Origin of the sequence: Azoarcus sp. L1K30, from assembly GCF_018122735.1 — a bacterium.
In the GTDB taxonomy this organism is placed as follows: domain Bacteria; phylum Pseudomonadota; class Gammaproteobacteria; order Burkholderiales; family Rhodocyclaceae; genus Parazoarcus.
Genome location: NZ_JAGRRD010000001.1, coordinates 1,498,074 through 1,513,520, shown reverse-complemented (window position 1 = coordinate 1,513,520; position 15,447 = coordinate 1,498,074). Strand labels below are relative to the sequence as shown.

At 64.8% G+C, this 15,447-nt stretch carries 14 protein-coding genes; 4 read left to right on the top strand and 10 right to left on the bottom strand.

Annotation, left to right across the window (positions count from 1 at the left end):
* The first annotated feature begins 152 nt into the window (after window positions 1-152).
* The 4 genes from J5J83_RS06830 (at window position 153) to zapE (ending at window position 6,992) form a co-directional block, all read left to right on the top strand.
* Window positions 153-3,008 carry a 2-oxoglutarate dehydrogenase E1 component gene (locus tag J5J83_RS06830; protein ID WP_212352862.1) on the top strand — a complete coding sequence of 952 codons (2,856 nt, stop codon included), beginning with the start codon at window positions 153-155 and terminating at the stop codon, window positions 3,006-3,008.
* A 21-nt stretch (window positions 3,009-3,029) separates the two neighbouring features.
* Window positions 3,030-4,229 carry a 2-oxoglutarate dehydrogenase complex dihydrolipoyllysine-residue succinyltransferase gene (odhB, locus tag J5J83_RS06825; protein ID WP_212346962.1) on the top strand — a complete coding sequence of 400 codons (1,200 nt, stop codon included), beginning with the start codon at window positions 3,030-3,032 and terminating at the stop codon, window positions 4,227-4,229.
* Window positions 4,230-4,316: 87 nt separating this feature from the next.
* A complete protein-coding gene (lpdA, locus tag J5J83_RS06820; RefSeq protein WP_212346960.1) occupies window positions 4,317-5,741 on the top strand; it encodes a dihydrolipoyl dehydrogenase in 1,425 nt (474 codons plus the stop codon).
* A gap of 138 nt (window positions 5,742-5,879) precedes the next feature.
* Window positions 5,880-6,992 carry a cell division protein ZapE gene (gene zapE / locus J5J83_RS06815; RefSeq protein WP_212346958.1) on the top strand — a complete coding sequence of 371 codons (1,113 nt, stop codon included), beginning with the start codon at window positions 5,880-5,882 and terminating at the stop codon, window positions 6,990-6,992.
* Between the two features lie 46 nt (window positions 6,993-7,038).
* On the opposite strand, the gene J5J83_RS06810 is transcribed toward zapE, so the two are convergent.
* From J5J83_RS06810 to gspF, 10 genes are all read right to left on the bottom strand, one after another.
* The gene (locus tag J5J83_RS06810) at window positions 7,039-8,664 is read right to left on the bottom strand and encodes a methyl-accepting chemotaxis protein (RefSeq protein WP_212346956.1); all 1,626 of its coding nucleotides are present in this window, start codon (window positions 8,662-8,664) and stop codon (window positions 7,039-7,041) included.
* 200 nt (window positions 8,665-8,864) lie between these two features.
* Complete coding sequence (gene gspN / locus J5J83_RS06805; RefSeq protein WP_212346954.1) at window positions 8,865-9,626, bottom strand: type II secretion system protein N; 762 nt, start codon at window positions 9,624-9,626, stop codon at window positions 8,865-8,867.
* The gene (gene gspM, locus J5J83_RS06800) at window positions 9,623-10,153 is read right to left on the bottom strand and encodes a type II secretion system protein GspM (RefSeq protein ID WP_212346952.1); all 531 of its coding nucleotides are present in this window, start codon (window positions 10,151-10,153) and stop codon (window positions 9,623-9,625) included. The genes gspN and gspM overlap by 4 nt, the downstream gene beginning before the upstream one ends.
* A 53-nt stretch (window positions 10,154-10,206) precedes the next feature.
* Window positions 10,207-11,400: a type II secretion system protein GspL gene (gene gspL / locus J5J83_RS06795; RefSeq protein ID WP_212346949.1), complete on the bottom strand. Its 1,194-nt coding sequence runs from the start codon at window positions 11,398-11,400 to the stop codon at window positions 10,207-10,209.
* Window positions 11,397-12,326 carry a type II secretion system minor pseudopilin GspK gene (gene gspK / locus J5J83_RS06790; RefSeq protein ID WP_212346947.1) on the bottom strand — a complete coding sequence of 310 codons (930 nt, stop codon included), beginning with the start codon at window positions 12,324-12,326 and terminating at the stop codon, window positions 11,397-11,399. Before gspK ends, gspL begins: the two co-directional genes overlap by 4 nt.
* On the bottom strand, window positions 12,289-12,876 hold the full coding sequence (locus J5J83_RS06785) for a type II secretion system protein GspJ (protein ID WP_212346944.1): 588 nt from the start codon (window positions 12,874-12,876) through the stop codon (window positions 12,289-12,291). Before J5J83_RS06785 ends, gspK begins: the two co-directional genes overlap by 38 nt.
* Window positions 12,873-13,274, bottom strand: coding sequence for a type II secretion system minor pseudopilin GspI (gene gspI, locus J5J83_RS06780; protein WP_212346941.1), 402 nt, complete (start codon window positions 13,272-13,274; stop codon window positions 12,873-12,875). The genes J5J83_RS06785 and gspI overlap by 4 nt, the downstream gene beginning before the upstream one ends.
* Window positions 13,271-13,780, bottom strand: coding sequence for a prepilin-type N-terminal cleavage/methylation domain-containing protein (locus tag J5J83_RS06775; RefSeq protein WP_212346938.1), 510 nt, complete (start codon window positions 13,778-13,780; stop codon window positions 13,271-13,273). The genes gspI and J5J83_RS06775 overlap by 4 nt, the downstream gene beginning before the upstream one ends.
* Window positions 13,777-14,235 (bottom strand): type II secretion system major pseudopilin GspG, encoded by a 459-nt coding sequence (gene gspG, locus J5J83_RS06770; protein WP_212346935.1) that lies wholly within the window; start codon window positions 14,233-14,235, stop codon window positions 13,777-13,779. The genes J5J83_RS06775 and gspG overlap by 4 nt, the downstream gene beginning before the upstream one ends.
* A 5-nt stretch (window positions 14,236-14,240) precedes the next feature.
* Window positions 14,241-15,443: a type II secretion system inner membrane protein GspF gene (gspF, locus tag J5J83_RS06765; RefSeq protein ID WP_212346932.1), complete on the bottom strand. Its 1,203-nt coding sequence runs from the start codon at window positions 15,441-15,443 to the stop codon at window positions 14,241-14,243.
* Window positions 15,444-15,447 lie beyond the last annotated feature (4 nt).

Below are 15,447 nucleotides of genomic sequence, written 5' to 3'. Positions count from 1 at the left end.
CGATGGAGAGGGGAGGGAGACGGGATCGGCGCTAGTCGCAACGGGATGGTCGCTTTGGATGCGGCCGTCCCGTTTTTTCATCGTGCGGCACATTCGGTCTGGTTCGCTCATTTTTCAGAAAGCAGGGTCTCAGAACATAACAGGTGGCTTTCATCATGAAGCAGCTTCAAAACACATCTCACTTGTTCGGCTCGAATGCGCCGTTCATTGAAGAACTGTACGAGAATTATCTGTCCGACCCGGCGTCGGTGTCGGACACGTGGCGCGACTACTTCGACAAGCTGCAGGCGCAGGCCGGCGCGGCGGTGCGCGACGTGGCGCACGGGCCGATCATTGCCGCCTTCGAGCAGATGGCCAAGCGTGGTCCGGTGCGCACCGTGGTGTCGGAAGGCGGCGAGGACAAGCTCCAGGTTGCAGTTCTGCAGCTGATCAACGCCTATCGCTTCCTCGGCAACCGCTGGGCGAACCTCGATCCGCTCAAGCGTACCGAGCGCCCCCAGATCGCCGAGCTCGAGCCGTCCTACTACGGCTTTACCGAAGCGGATCTGTCGCGCACCTTCAACGTCGGTTCCTTCCACGGTTTCTCGACCGAGCGCGCGACCTTGCGCGAGATTCTCGAGGCCGTGCGTCAGACCTACTGCGGCTCGATCGGCTCGGAGTACATGTACATCTCCGACATCGCGCAGAAGCGCTGGATCCAGAGCCGGCTCGAGAGCGTGCGCGGCACGCCGAAGTTCTCCGCCGACATCAAGCGCCGCATCCTTGAGCGCACCACCGCAGCTGAGACCCTCGAGCGCTACCTGCACACCAAGTATGTCGGGCAGAAGCGCTTCTCGCTCGAAGGTGGCGAGTCGACCATCGTCGCGATGGACGAACTGATCCGCGTTGCCGGCAGCCTCGGTGTTGCCGAAACCGTGATCGGCATGGCCCACCGTGGCCGTCTGAACGTGCTGGTCAACACCCTGGGCAAGTCGCCGTCGATGCTGTTCTCGGAGTTCGAGGGCAAGGCCGCCTCCGACCTGACCGCGGGCGACGTGAAATACCACATGGGCTTCTCCAGCGACGTGATGACGCCGGGCGGCCCGATGCACCTGACGCTGGCCTTCAACCCGTCGCACCTCGAGATCATCAACCCGGTGGTCGCCGGCTCGGTCTATGCGCGCCAAGTCCGTCGCAAGGACAAGTCCAAGAGCCAGGTGCTGGCGGTGCTGGTCCATGGTGACGCGGCAGTGGCGGGACAGGGCGTCAACCAGGAGATGCTGAACTTCTCCCAGACCCGTGGCTACGGCACGGGCGGCACGGTTCATCTCGTGGTCAACAACCAGATCGGCTTCACCACCTCCGATCCGCGCGATTATCGTTCCTCGCTGTACTGCACCGACATCTTCAAGATGGTCGAGGCACCGATCTTCCACGTCAATGGCGACGATCCGGAAGCAGTGTCCTTCGTGACCGCGCTCGCGCTGGAATTCCGTCAGGAGTTCAAAAAGGATGTCGTCATCGACATCGTCTGCTACCGCAAACTCGGCCACAACGAGCAGGACGAGCCGATGGTGACCCAGCCGCTGATGTATCGCAAGATCCAGCAGCATCCGGGCACCCGCAAGCTCTACGCCGACCGCCTGGTGGCCGAAGGCACGCTCAGCGCCGAAGAGCCGGAGAAGATGATCGCCGAGTACCGCGAACATCTGGACAAGGGCGAGCTGCTCTACAACCCGGTGCTGTCCGGCCACAACCGGCAGTTCTCGGTTGATTGGAGCCCCTACCTGAAGCAGGCCTATACCGATGAGGCCGGTACTGCCATTCCGCTGCAGGAGATCAAGCGTCTGTCCGAGCGCCTGACGGCGATTCCGGATACCTTCACCCTGCAACCGCGGGTCAAGAAGATCATCCAGGATCGTGCGGCAATGGGTCGTGGCGAACTCCCGCTCGACTGGGGCATGGGCGAGAACCTCGCCTACGCCAGCCTGCTCGCGCAGGGCTTCGCGGTCCGTATTTCCGGTGAGGACGTCGGCCGAAGCACCTTCTTCCATCGTCACGCGGTGCTGCATGACCAGCAGCGCGAGCGCTGGGATGAGGGCACCTACGTGCCGCTCGCCCATATCCAGGACGGTCAGGCCGGTTTCCAGTGTTTCGATTCCGTGCTGTCGGAAGAGGCCGTGCTGGCCTTCGAATACGGTTATTCGACCGCCGAGCCCAACGAACTGGTGGTGTGGGAGGCCCAGTTCGGCGACTTCGTCAACGGTGCGCAAGTCGTCATCGACCAGTTCATCAGCTCGGGTGAGGCCAAATGGGGTCGTCTGAGCGGTCTGGTGATGATGCTGCCGCACGGCTATGAAGGCCAAGGGCCGGAGCACTCGTCGGCGCGTCCGGAGCGTTTCATGAACATGGCCGCCGAGAACAACTGGCAGGTGTGCGTGCCGACCACGCCGGCGCAGATCTTCCACCTGCTGCGCCGTCAGATGATCCGCAAGCTGCGCAAGCCGCTGATCATCATCACGCCGAAGTCGCTGCTGCGTCACAAGGAAGCCATTTCGTCGATGGATGATCTGGCCAGCGGCCGTTTCCAGACCGTGATCCCCGAAGTCGACGCCCTCGATCCGAAGAAGGTCAAGCGGGTGGTGATCTGCCAGGGCAAGATCTACTACGAGCTGCTGGCCTACCGTCGCGACAACAAGATCACAGATACTGCGCTGGTGCGTCTGGAGCAGCTGTATCCCTTCCCGGCCGACGAGTTCGGCAAGGCGATCAGCCAGTTCCCGAATGCCAAGGAAGTGGTGTGGGCGCAGGAAGAGCCGCGCAACCAGGGCGCCTGGTACTGGCTTGCATCGCGTCAGCATCTGGTCAACGTACTCGGCACCAAGCGCAAGCTGCTGCTGGTCAGCCGTCCGGCCGCCGCGTCGCCGGCCGTGGGTTACTACGCCAAGCACAACCAGCAACAGAAGGAAGTGATCGAGAACGCCTTTGGTCCGATCCAGGACGCCACGCCTCAATCACCCAACGTATAAGCACAAAGGGGAGAAAACCACATGCTGATCGAAGTCAAAGTACCGCAACTGTCCGAGTCCGTTTCCGAGGCCACTCTGGTGACCTGGCACAAGAAGGAAGGCGATGCGGTTTCGCGTGATGAGAACCTGATCGATATCGAGACCGACAAGGTCGTTCTCGAAACGCCGGCACCGGCCGAAGGCGTGCTGGTCAAGATCATCAAGGGCGACGGCGACACCGTTGCTTCGGGCGAGCTGATCGCCCAGATCGATACCGAGGCCAAGGCGGCTGCCGGTGCCAGTGCTGCCCCGGCAGCGCCGGCGCAGGCGGCGTCACAGCCCGCTGCCGCGAGTACTTCGAGCGCTGCAGGCGCTGCGAGCCCGGCCGCACGCAAGATTCTTGACGAAAAGGGCGTCGCCGCCAGCGACGTTTCCGGTACCGGCCGTGGCGGTCGTATCACCAAGGAAGATGCCGTTGCTGCCCAGCCCAAGGCTGCGTCCGCTGCGGCAGCGGCGGCGCCTGCAGTGGTCACTGCCGGCGACCGTGCCGAAGAGCGCGTGCCGATGACCCGTCTGCGTGCCCGCATCGCCGAGCGCCTGATCCAGTCGAAGAACGAAAACGCCATCCTGACCACGTTCAACGAAGTGAACATGGCGCCGGTCATGGCCTTGCGCAAGCAGTACGGCGACAAGTTCGAGAAGGCTCATGGCGTGCGTCTGGGCTTCATGGGTTTCTTCGTCAAGGCCGCCGTGGCTGCGCTGAAGAAGTACCCGATCCTGAACGCATCGGTCGATGGCAACGACATCGTCTACCACGGCTACATCGACATCGGCATTGCCGTCGGTTCGCCGCGCGGCCTGGTCGTACCCATCCTGCGCAACGCCGAATCGATGTCGATCGCCGACATCGAGAAGAAGATTGCCGAGTTCGGTCAGAAGGCCAAGGACGGCAAGCTTTCGCTCGAAGAGCTGACCGGCGGCACGTTCTCGATCTCCAACGGCGGTGTGTTCGGCTCGATGATGTCGACGCCGATCATCAACCCGCCGCAGTCGGCAATCCTCGGCATCCATGCCACCAAGGATCGTGCCGTGGTCGAAAACGGCCAGGTTGTCGTGCGTCCGATCAACTACCTCGCCATGTCCTACGACCACCGTATCATCGACGGTCGCGAGGCGGTGCTCGGCCTGGTGGCGATGAAGGAAGCGATGGAAGATCCGGCCCGCCTGATCCTCGACGTATAACGACAACACGCTGCAGGGGCATGTTCGAACCGGTCGCATTTGCCGTGCGCGGGTGTGCCCCGCTCAGATTCTGCAAGGGAGATTTTCATGGCGCATGAATACGATGTACTCGTCATCGGCGGTGGGCCCGGTGGTTACGTTGCGGCCATCCGTGCTGCTCAGCTGGGCTTCAAGACCGCCTGCTGCGAGTCCAACCCCTATGCCGACCCGAAGGGCGAGCCGCGTCTTGGCGGTACCTGCCTGAACGTCGGTTGCATTCCGTCGAAGGCACTGCTGCACACCTCGCACCTCTTCGAGGAGGCGGGACACAGCTTCGCCGCACAGGGTATCAACGTGGGTACCCCCAAGATTGACGTTTCGAAGATGATCGCGCGCAAGAGCACCATCGTCGATCAGCTCACTGGTGGCATCAAGGGCCTGTTCAAGAAGAACAAGGTCACGATGATCAACGGTCATGGCGCTTTTGTCGGCAAGTCGGACGCCGGCTGGCAGGTCAAGGTCGGTGAGGAGATGGTCGTGGCCAAGCAGGTCATCATCGCGACCGGCTCGTCGCCGCGCCATCTTCCCGGTATCCCCGTCGACAACAAGATCGTGTGCGACAACGTTGGTGCGCTCGACATTGACGCGGTGCCGAAGAAGCTCGCCGTCATCGGCGCCGGTGTGATCGGGCTGGAGATGGGGTCGGTGTGGCGTCGGGTGGGTGCGGACGTGACCATTCTCGAGGCCATGCCTGACTTCCTTGCGGCCGCCGATCAGGACGTGGCGAAGGAAGCGCTCAAGCTGTTTACCAAGCAGGGGCTGAAGATCAATCTCGGCGTGCAGATCGGCGAGGTCAAGACCAGCAAGAAGGGTGTGGTCGTAGCGTACAAGGACAAGGATGGCGCCGATCACAAGCTCGAGGCCGATCGCCTGATCGTGTCCGTCGGGCGCGTCCCGAACACCGATGGCCTGAATGCGGAAGCGGTCGAACTGAAGATCACCGAGCGTGGCATGATCGAGGTCGACGACCATTGCCGCACCAACCTGCCCGGCGTGTGGGCGGTGGGCGACGTGGTCCGCGGCCCGATGCTGGCGCACAAGGCGATGGAAGAAGCGGTGATGGTGGCCGAATTGATGGCGGGCCAGGCCGGCCACTGCAATTTCGACACCGTGCCCTGGGTGATCTACACCAGCCCGGAAATCGCCTGGGTCGGTAAGACCGAGCAACAGTTGAAGGCGGATGGCGTGGCTTACAAGGTCGGCAAGATTCCCTTCCTCGCCAACGGCCGTGCGCTCGGAATGGGCGAACCGAGCGGTTTCGTCAAGATGCTGGCCGACGCCAAGACCGACCGCATCCTCGGCGTGCATATCATCGGTGCCAGTGCCTCCGAGCTGGTCTCTGAAGCCGTGGTGGCGATGGAGTTCGCTGCTTGTTCGGAAGATCTGGCGCGGATCTGTCATGCTCACCCGACCATGTCGGAAGTGGTGCACGAGGCGGCGCTGGCATGCGACAAGCGTCCGCTGCACTTCTAAGCCGCGCGTGAAGCATTGAGGGGGTGGGAAGCAGGGGTCGTTCCCTGTTTTTCACCCTCTCTGCGTTTGTCGGCATGCGTGCGCCCTGAGCCCTGAGTGCCGCATGCTTTTGTAGAACCATCTTTTCCGGTCATCGTGATGCCTCACCGTACACTCAATGTTCCCGAACGGGGCATGCTCGACGCCTATGAGGCGCAACTCAAGCTGCGCGGCTACAAGTCCGACCCGGCGCAACGCGCAGCCGTTCAACGTTTGCAGCAGCTGTACACCGAGCTCGTCACCTTCAAGGCTGCCCGCCGCACCGCCCTGCGTAAGGTCTTTGCCCGCCCTCGCATGCCGCGCAGCGTGTACTTCTGGGGTGGGGTAGGGCGCGGAAAGAGCTTCCTGATGGATTGCTTCTTCGATTCGGTGCCCTACCAGCGCAAGCGCCGGGTGCACTTTCATGCCTTCATGCAGGAAGTGCAGAATGACCTCAAGGACCACAATCAGGAGGCAGATCCGCTGCAGAAGGTGGCCGATCGCATCGCGCGACAGACCCGACTGCTGTGTTTCGACGAGTTCCACGTGTCCGACATCGCCGATGCGATGATCCTCGGGCGCCTGCTCGATGCCCTGTTCGCTCGCGGCGTGATCTTCGTCATGACCTCGAACTATCCGCCCGAAGGACTTTATCCGAATGGGCTGATGCGGGTGAACTTCCTCCCGACCATCGACATGATGAAGCGTCGTTTCGATGTTTTCGAGGTGGATCACGGTACAGACTATCGCCTGCGTACCCTGGAGAAGATCGAGATCTATCTGGTCCCCGCCGACGAGGCGGCCGAGCTCAAGATGCGCGACGATTTCCGCCGTCTTGCCGCCAGCGACGTCACACCCGGGGAGATCGAGGTCCTTGGCCGCAGCCTTCCCGTGCTGGGATGTGCCGGCGGGGTGATCTGGTTCGATTTTGCGACGCTGTGCCGTGGCAACCGCTCGCAGAATGACTACCTGGAAATCGCGCGCGAACACCATACGCTGCTGCTCTCCGGCGTGCCGCGCATGGGTTCGGGCGAAGCCTCAGAGGCACGCCGGCTGACCTGGCTCATCGATGTGCTCTACGACCATCGGGTCAAGCTGATCATGAGCGCTGGCGCTGAGGCCCACGACCTCTATACCGAGGGCCATAATGCGCACGAGTTCGTCCGTACCGTCAGTCGGCTGATGGAGATGCGTACGCGCGACTATCTGGCCGAACCGCACCGGGTCGATTAGTCGCGGAGGCCGAAGGTCTCTCGACGCAGCGGATGCGGCGGGTGCGCTAGACCTCGAAATGGCCGACGGATTCTTCGAGCGAGGCCGACAGGCTTTCCAGTTCGGTGGCACGCGTCAGCAGGGATGTCGTGGCCCCGTGATTCTGCTCGCTCATGTGGGCGATCTGCTCCACGCTTTGGGCAATCTCCGTGCTTGCCGAGCGTTGCTCGTGAAGCGCGGCGTTGATCGAGGCAATGACAGTGCGTACGCTGGTGACGCTCTGCACCAACGCGCCGACGGCGGTGCTGGCCTGTTCCGCTTGTTCGCTACCCTGCGCCGCGAGCTTGCGGCCCGCACTCATGCTGTCGACGGCGTCCGACGCGTGCCCCTGGACGCGTTTGATCATCGCCGAGATCTCGTGCGTCGACTGCGCGGTGCGCTCTGCAAGCTTGCGTACCTCGTCGGCCACCACCGCAAAGCCGCGACCCTGTTCGCCTGCGCGTGCTGCTTCGATCGCGGCATTCAGGGCGAGCAGATTGGTCTGCCCGGCAATGTCCTCGATGACACGCACGATCGAAGAGATGCTCTCTGCACTGCTGCCGAGTTCGGCCATGACCTCGGCCGAGGCGCTCATGCGTGTCGAGATCTGCTCCATCGCCTGGCTCGTGCTGCGGATGACGGCGATGCTTCCCTCGACCTGCTGGGTTGAGTCGGCCGATAGACGGTCGGCGTCGTGCGCATAGTCGGCGAGCTGGGTGATGCTGACGCTCAGTTCCTCCACAGCGGCCGCAATCGCGTTCGCGGCCTCGCTCTGCTTCATCGAGTCGCGTTCGATCTGGCTCCCGTTTTCACGCATCAACACCGCGGCAACAGTGACATCGTCGGCGTGCTCGCGAATCTGCCTGACCGTGCTTGCGAGTTCGGATTGCATCGTACCCATGGCGCCGAGCAGACTGTCGGGCGCTGCGTGGCGGGCTTGCAGCGGCCTGTTCAACGTGCCAGCGGCGATGTCCCTGGTTACTTCCACCGCATAGGCCGGCTCGCCACCGAGCTGGCGCAGCAGGTGCCGTCCCATCAGCACGGCGAGCACGACACACAGCAGCAGGGCAAGCGTGGCAATCGCTATCGTCGTGCCGATGGTGCGATCGAAGTCGCGCACCAGAGCCTCGCGTGTGTCGCTGGTGGCGCCGCCGAGGAAGCGGATCTGGGTCAGCAGGATGTCGCGCATCTTCCTCCACATCGGTGTTTCTTCCTTGACCAGCACGCGCATCGCATCGTCCTGCGCGCCGGCTCGTACGGAATCGATTACCGCTGCGCGCAAGGGCTGCCAGGCGTCGTGAATCCTGGCGATGTCGTCGGTTGTCCGGGTGCCGCCCTCTAGCAATGACGGCCCTTGCCTGACACGGTCGATCAGGGTCGAGAATTCGGATTCTGCTCGCTTGAAGTTGTCGTATGCGGTGGGGTTTTTCGGATCGAGGAGAATGTTGCGCAGGGCCTGCCCCATCTGCAAACCCTGGGCATAGGCAGCGGTGACATCGCGTTCCATCGTCAGTTCGGCATCGATGAAACCAAGCATGCGTTCCTGCGTGGCATGCATTTGCCACACGGTGAAGGCAATGGCCGCAATGAACAGGCTGCAGGTGACGAGCGTGAGCAGTGCCAGCTGTTTCTTGACGGTGAGCGCGTTTTTCATGATGGGTCGCTGTCGGTCGGGGCGTGCGAACCATGTCCGCCCCCGAGTGGGTTGGCTATCTGAATGTTATAACGGCATATAGTTAAATACTTTAATTTATTTGTACGCACCAATGGCGCAGGGCGGACGGCCCGGGTATTCGACCTCCCGGTTTTCGAGCGTCCGATCAGGCTTGCGCAACCATGTTGTCGGTCACGTGGTCAGGGCTGACGGATGAGCAGGCGATCACCGTCGCGGCGTGCAATCTGCTCCAGCAAGGGCGCGATGCGGTCGATGAGGCCCGCTTCGCCGCCCAGGCTCAGGTCGACGCGCGGCGGATCGTCGGGCGCCAGTCCGATCCGGCCGTTGATCACAAGGCGGTTGTTCGCCTGACTGCTGACGGTCAGGCTGAGGGCGGTCGCAGCCTGACCTTGGTTCGGGTGCGGTCCCGCGTCGAACTCGAAATCGAAGCCGCCCAGCGTCTGCATCGGCAGGATGTCGGTACCAGCATCGCGCCACGCCAGCACAAGGCGGCCACTACAGCGCGCCTGCCAGTCGCATTCAATGCCCGGCCCATGGACGTCGGCACGGCCACGCCAGCCGAAATGGAACGCCGGGTGGGGCAGCGCCTGCAGCAGTGGAGGCAATGGCAGTGAGATGGCGGCTTGCTCCACCTTCCAGCGGTGGATGCCGACGCTGAGCCGACCAGCTGGCCGGTCATCCACTTCGAGCGTCCACGATGCCTGCCCATGCAACAATGCAGGGAGGTCGAGGCGCCAGGCGGCCTTGGCCCACGGTTCGAGCATGCGCGCTTCGCCGGCGCTGGCCAGTTCGGCGCTGCCGCGCCACAGGCTTCCCCGTGGCGACGCCAGGCGGAGGTGGCCATCGCTGGCCTGTGCAAGCACGGTGTCGAGCAGGCTGGATGGCGCGTGCGCGACCACCAGCCCCGCGGCGACCAGCAATAGCAGCAGGAAGGGTCTCATCGGCCGTTGCCGGCCGGGGCGCCGCCGACGCGCGCCAGCAGCACTTCGACGGGGCGGCCCGGTGCGCTGCCGGTGCGCAGGCGCACCGGGTATAGATGCAAATCGCCCTGCATCGCCGCGAGCCAGTCTATCAAGTCCGGCAGGGCGGCATGTCCGCTTGCCGACAGACCGTCGGGGGTGGCGCGGATCTCCAACTGCAGACCGCGGGCCAGTGCCGCGCTGCGCACTGCGGCCACGAGCGTTGCTGGCTCAGGTGCGGGCGACGCTGGCAAGGCACGCAGGCGGGTCAGTTCGTCCGTGTCCGCCTGCATGCGCTCAAACACTGCCCGGGCCAGGGGCAGACGCTTCTGCAGGCGTTCACGCTCCGCGAGGATCCAGTCGGTGGCGGTCAGGGCGGCCGCAAGCGCCACCGCCATCACTGCAATCAACATCATTTGGCGCTCGCGCGGCGCCCGCGCAGAGAGCCATCGGCGCAGGGGGGCGATCACGAGGGCCAGGTCAGTTCTTGAGTCGTTGGCGCTTGGCATGCTCGGTTACAAGTCCTTGACGGTTGGGCAGGGAAGGGGCTGAGCGGAATGGATCAGGGGCGCGGCCGTGCGCTGAGGACGAGCCCGCCATCGCGCCCGCGGACGTCGATGCCTTGCAGGGCGAGACGGGTCTTCAGTGCGGCGATGTCCGTGCCGGGCGACAGGCCGATGTCGAGCTTGCCCTTCTCGTAGTCAATGTCGAGCGGGGTGGCGCCGGCTGCCTCGAGGTGGGCGCGCAGCAAGGCGATGAAGTCGCCCTCGGCGAGACGTCCGGTACGTCTGCGTTCGTCGGCGAGCGCACGCGCCAATTGTGCCTCCGGCGCGACTGCTGGCGTCCCTGGCAGGGCGCGGGCGAACAGTCGCAGCGAGCGGGCGTCGAGGTCGGCGAGGGACTGGCGTTGGTCGAGAATCTGGACGAGATTTGCCGTGATCAACGCGAGCACGGTCGCCGCCATCAGCAAGAGCGGCGCTCGAAGCGCGTGCCAGCGTTTGCTGCGCATATGACGGGGGGCGAACTCTCCATGCAGGAGTTCGGTGCAATGGTCGACATACGCCCACCACTGCCAGGGCGGTCCGGGCTCGAACGCCGGGGTCTGGTCCTGCGCCAGGGGAAGTGGGGGGAGGGCACCATCGTCGGCGATGCGAAGTTCTATGGCACGCGGCGTTTCGGCGCCGGCGCGACGGGCCGCCTGGGCCAGGGACAGCGACAGCGCGTCGGCAAGGGCCTGGGCTGATGATGCCTCGAGGCATACGGTCGGCGACGACCCCGGGCGCAGGAGCGCCATGTGCGCATCGATCGCAAGCGTCCATCGCGGCGGCGCAGGGGGAACGGTCTCGAGCAGGCTGCGCAGATGCGACAGCGGTCGTCCGATGGCATCGAACTGGGCGACCAGTTGCACCATCCGGGCACGGCCGACCACGATCACGCCGGTGCGGCGCGAATGGTCTTCAAGCGCACTGTGTGTGACGGTCAGATGTTGTGTATCAGGATCGTCGACCAGATGTTCTTCGAGCGCGTAGGCGAGCAGACGCGCACGTTCGCGCTTTGGCGCCGGAGGCAGCATGACCTCGAGCCACAGGCACTGAGCGCCGGCGAGGATTGCCTCGCAGCTGTCGGCCGCAGGCCAGTGCGCTGCACCACTGCAGCCTTGCTGCAGCACGCGGTTGGATGCGTCGAGCAAGACCCAGTCCGCTGCGGGTTCGCGCGGCCAGTGTTCGTCGATCCGGAGCAGTAGTCGTGTGGTCATGGGATGCGGTACCAGAGGATTTCGGGCCAGATCCTTCGCCGTTCCAGCAGCGCTTCGAGGCGGCTGACGGCGACGCCGTAACTGGCGTGGATGGTGACGAGGAAGTGATGGCTGCTGACGCTGGCCAACTGCCCCGATGGGGGGCTGGCCCCTGCCGGCAGGCGCGCGCCAAAGTCGGCGAGATCGCGGAACCAGGCATGGTCGCGTTCGGCGACCAGCACCCGCGCCGCGTTCAGGTCGAGACCGGGCACCAGTGCCGAGAGCACCTCGGCCGGCGCCGTATTGACATTGATCGGGCTCGGCGTCGGTACTGCTGTGATGAATGGTTGCAGTCGATGCCACAAGGAGGGGTCGATGCCGACGACGGCAGCCACCTCGTCGACTGCCACCAGCGGCGCGTGGGGGGCGGGGTCGCCATCGGCCGCGGGCCCGGCTGCGATCCACCGGGTCAGCGTCTGCGTGAGCGCGCGGGCGGTTTCGGGCGGTTCGCCGATGCGTGTGAGCAGACGTTGCAGGCGTTCGCCCGCGGCGACATTCGCCACGCCTTCAGGCGCGAGCTCGTTGATATTGAAGCGGCCGGAAAGCTCGACGATTTCGCCGGCCACCGTGCCATCCTGCGCATCGTCGCCCAGGGGGGTGGCAGGAATCCGGACCGTCCAGTTCTCCTGGCCGTGATCCACATTGCTTTCGCGTCCGTCCTGGGCCAGCACCTGACGCGCCCAATCTACCGCGGCGCGTGCCAGCCGCTGCGACTGGGCCTGGTCACGGCGCCCGGACACGGCTTCGATCGCGTAGCCGACGTCGGCCAGCACCGATGCGGCCAGCACGGCCGCGAGGGTCACCGTCAGCAGCGCAAGCACGACCGCCGCGCCGCGCTGCCGAGCGCGCTCAGCGCAGGGCGACAAGGCGGGTGAACGTACCGTCATCGGTCGTTTCCAGTTCGAGTTCGATGGCGGCGGGCAGGGTGTCGCCGGCACGGCCGGCGACGGGCCACCGGTCGTGCCGTTCGCCTTTGCCGATGAAGTGCCAGCGTATCGCGCGCACCCCGTCGAGCAGAAGGTATGTGTCGGCACCGGTGCGGGCATTGCGATCCGGCCAGATCAGCCAGTCGAGACGGGTGCCGGTGAAGCGCAGTCCGATCCGGCGTGCACCCTCGCCACTGGCGCCCAGTGCCAGCAGGCGAAGTTCGCTGTGACCATCATCGCTGATGCGCAGCAGCTCCAGGGCAGGACTCGCAGCCGTACCAGCAGGTGGCAGCGCGGGGGCTGCGATCTGCTGCAGTTCCATCTCGATGCGCTGCATGGCACTGGCAATGTCCTGCCAGCGGCCGATCTCGCGACTGACGCGGGCGCGGGTGTCGATCACCTGCGCGGTTGCGCGCCAGGTGAGGGTACCAAGGATGGCGAACAGTGCCAGTGCGATGACGAGTTCGATCAGGGTCAGGCCGCGCGCGCGCTGGTGGTCAATGGCACTCATCGCGGCGCTCTCGTGACGTATCCGGTGGCATGCGCGAGCACATGATGGCCGTCGCCATCGAGGACATCCACATCGATGCGGCGGAACAGGGCATTGGGCGTGGGACCGACGCGTTCGCGCCAGCGGAATGTGGAATGTCCCTGGGTGACGCGGCCTTCAAACCGGCCGGTGGCGGGAAATTCTGCGCTGGCCCGATAGGTGGCGAGCCGGTTGCGCGCCACCCAGTCGGCCAGCACGCGGTCGCGCAGTTCGGAAGCGGCCAGCGTGCTCGCACCCATCGCGCGCAGGGCCGAGATCAGGGCAATGGCGACAATGGCCAGCGCCACCAGAGTTTCGAGCAAGGTGAAGCCGCGCGTCTTGCGTCCATCGAAGCGGGTGGGTTCGCGGTACGATGTCATGGCGGCGTAGCTCCGCCATCGATGCGGCTGACACGGCCGTTGGGGTCGCCGCGCAAGCGTATGGTGTCCTTGCGAGTGCGCATCGTCAGTTCGAAGGAAGGGGCGCGGGTGCCGAACTCGATTCGCAGGTCGCGCTGCGCATGCTGCTGCGATCCCCGGAGATGGCGCCGCAGGTTGACGATCTGCATTTGATCGGGCAGCACACGGGGCATGAAGAGCGGGGGCTCCTCCAGCGCGCGCCAGCGTCCGTCGGGATCCAGGCGGGTGAAGCGGTAAGCATCGTCGGAAAATTCGATCGCGATGGGGTGGCCACGCACCGCCGCGCGGTCGGCGCAGGCCTCCAGGGTGCGTCGCAGGCGTTCGCTGGCCATGTCGACATCGTTGGCGCGAAATCCGTCGATCGCAAGGCTCGCGCCGCCGCTGACGATGCCGATGATGGCCAGCACCACCATCAGTTCAATCAGCGAGAAGCCGTGCGCATGGCGCGGCGGACGGGCGCGGATCAAGGTTGCCAGGAGCCGATGTCGGCATCGAACCCCTCACCGCCGCGCGTGCCGTCGGCGCCGAAGCTCATGACATCGACGTCGGCATTGATGCCCGGGTTGAGGTACTGATATTCGCCGCCCCACGGGTCGGCAGGCAAACGCTCCAGATAGGATTTCCAGTTGTCCGGTACCGGTGCGGTGTCCGGCTTCCTGACCAGGGCGGACAAGCCCTGTTCCGTTGTGGGGTAGCGCCGGTTGTCGAGTCGGTACAGTTTGAGCGCCTGCATGATCGAGGCGATGTCCTGGCGTGCGGCGACCACCCGCGCTTCGTCCGGACGGCTCATGACACGCGGGACGATGAGCGCGGCGAGGACGCCGAGAATGACGATCACGATCATGACTTCGATCAGCGTAAAACCGCGTTCGAGTCTGTTTCCAGGCGTTTCGAAGTACTGGGGGGGGGAGCAAAAGGTCATGACATTCACTTCATCAGGGTGTTGATTTCGATGATGGGTTGCATCACCGCGATGACGATCACCAGCACGATGCCGCCCATGGCAACCAGCAAAGCGGGCTCGAGCAGACTGGCCAGCACCGCGCCACGGGTTTCCAGTTCCTGCTGCTGCAGCCGGGCCGCGCGCGACAACAGTTCGTCGAGACGGCCGGTCGCTTCGCCACTGGCGATCATGTGCACCAGCAGTGGCGGAAATGCGCGGGTGGCGCCGAGCGCGCGGGCGAGGCTCTGGCCTTCGCGCACGCGGGCCGTGGCCGCATCGACCGCATCGCGCAGGGGCAGGCGGTGGATGACCCGGCCCCCGGCTTCGAGCGCAGCGAGCAGGGGGACGCCGCTGCCGGTCAGGATGGACAGGGTGCTGGCAAAGCGCGAGGCATCCATCGTGCGCAGGTGCCTGCCAATCACCGGAAATGCAAGCAAGCGCGATTCCCAGCGGCGGCGAATCTCCTGGTTGCGCAACGCGGCATGCGCGGTCAGACCGCAGGCCGCGACGACGAGCAGCAACAGCCAGCCCCAGTCGCGCAGGAAGTTCGATACCGCGATCAATCCGCGGGTCAGCGGCGGCAGCGCCTGTTTGGTCTGGGCGAATACGCCGATCACCTGCGGGACGACGTGGGTCATCAGGCCGATGACGACCAATAGCGCCACCACCGCGACAATGACCGGATAGACCAGCGCCTGGGTGGTCTTTTGCTGCATCAGCCCATGCTGTTCGAGGTAGTCGGCAAGCTGGTTCATCACCGTGGCCAGTTCCCCGGACTTTTCTCCCGCGGCAATCGAGGCGCGGTAGATCGCCGGAAAGGCGGCCGGATAGCGGTCGAGGGCCGCGCGCAGGCTGTAGCCGGCGAGGATTTCCGACCGCAGGCCGGCCAGCAACTGGCGTATGCCATCCTCCTCGGCCTGTTCGATCAATGCCGCGAGCGCCTGCTCGAGCGTCAGGCCGGCAGCAAGGAGCGTTGCCCACTGCCGGGTGAGGAGTGCCAGTGCCGCGGCCTTGAGCCGGCGCGACCGGCGTCCTCTCTGGCGGGCGCCGGTGACATGGCTGACATCAAGCGGAAAAAGACCACGTTCGCGCAACAGAACGCGGGCCGAGCGCATGCTCTCGGCTTCAAGCACGCCCTGGCAGGACTGCCCGCTGGCGTCGAGCGCGCGGTAGTGGAAGGCAGTCATGGTG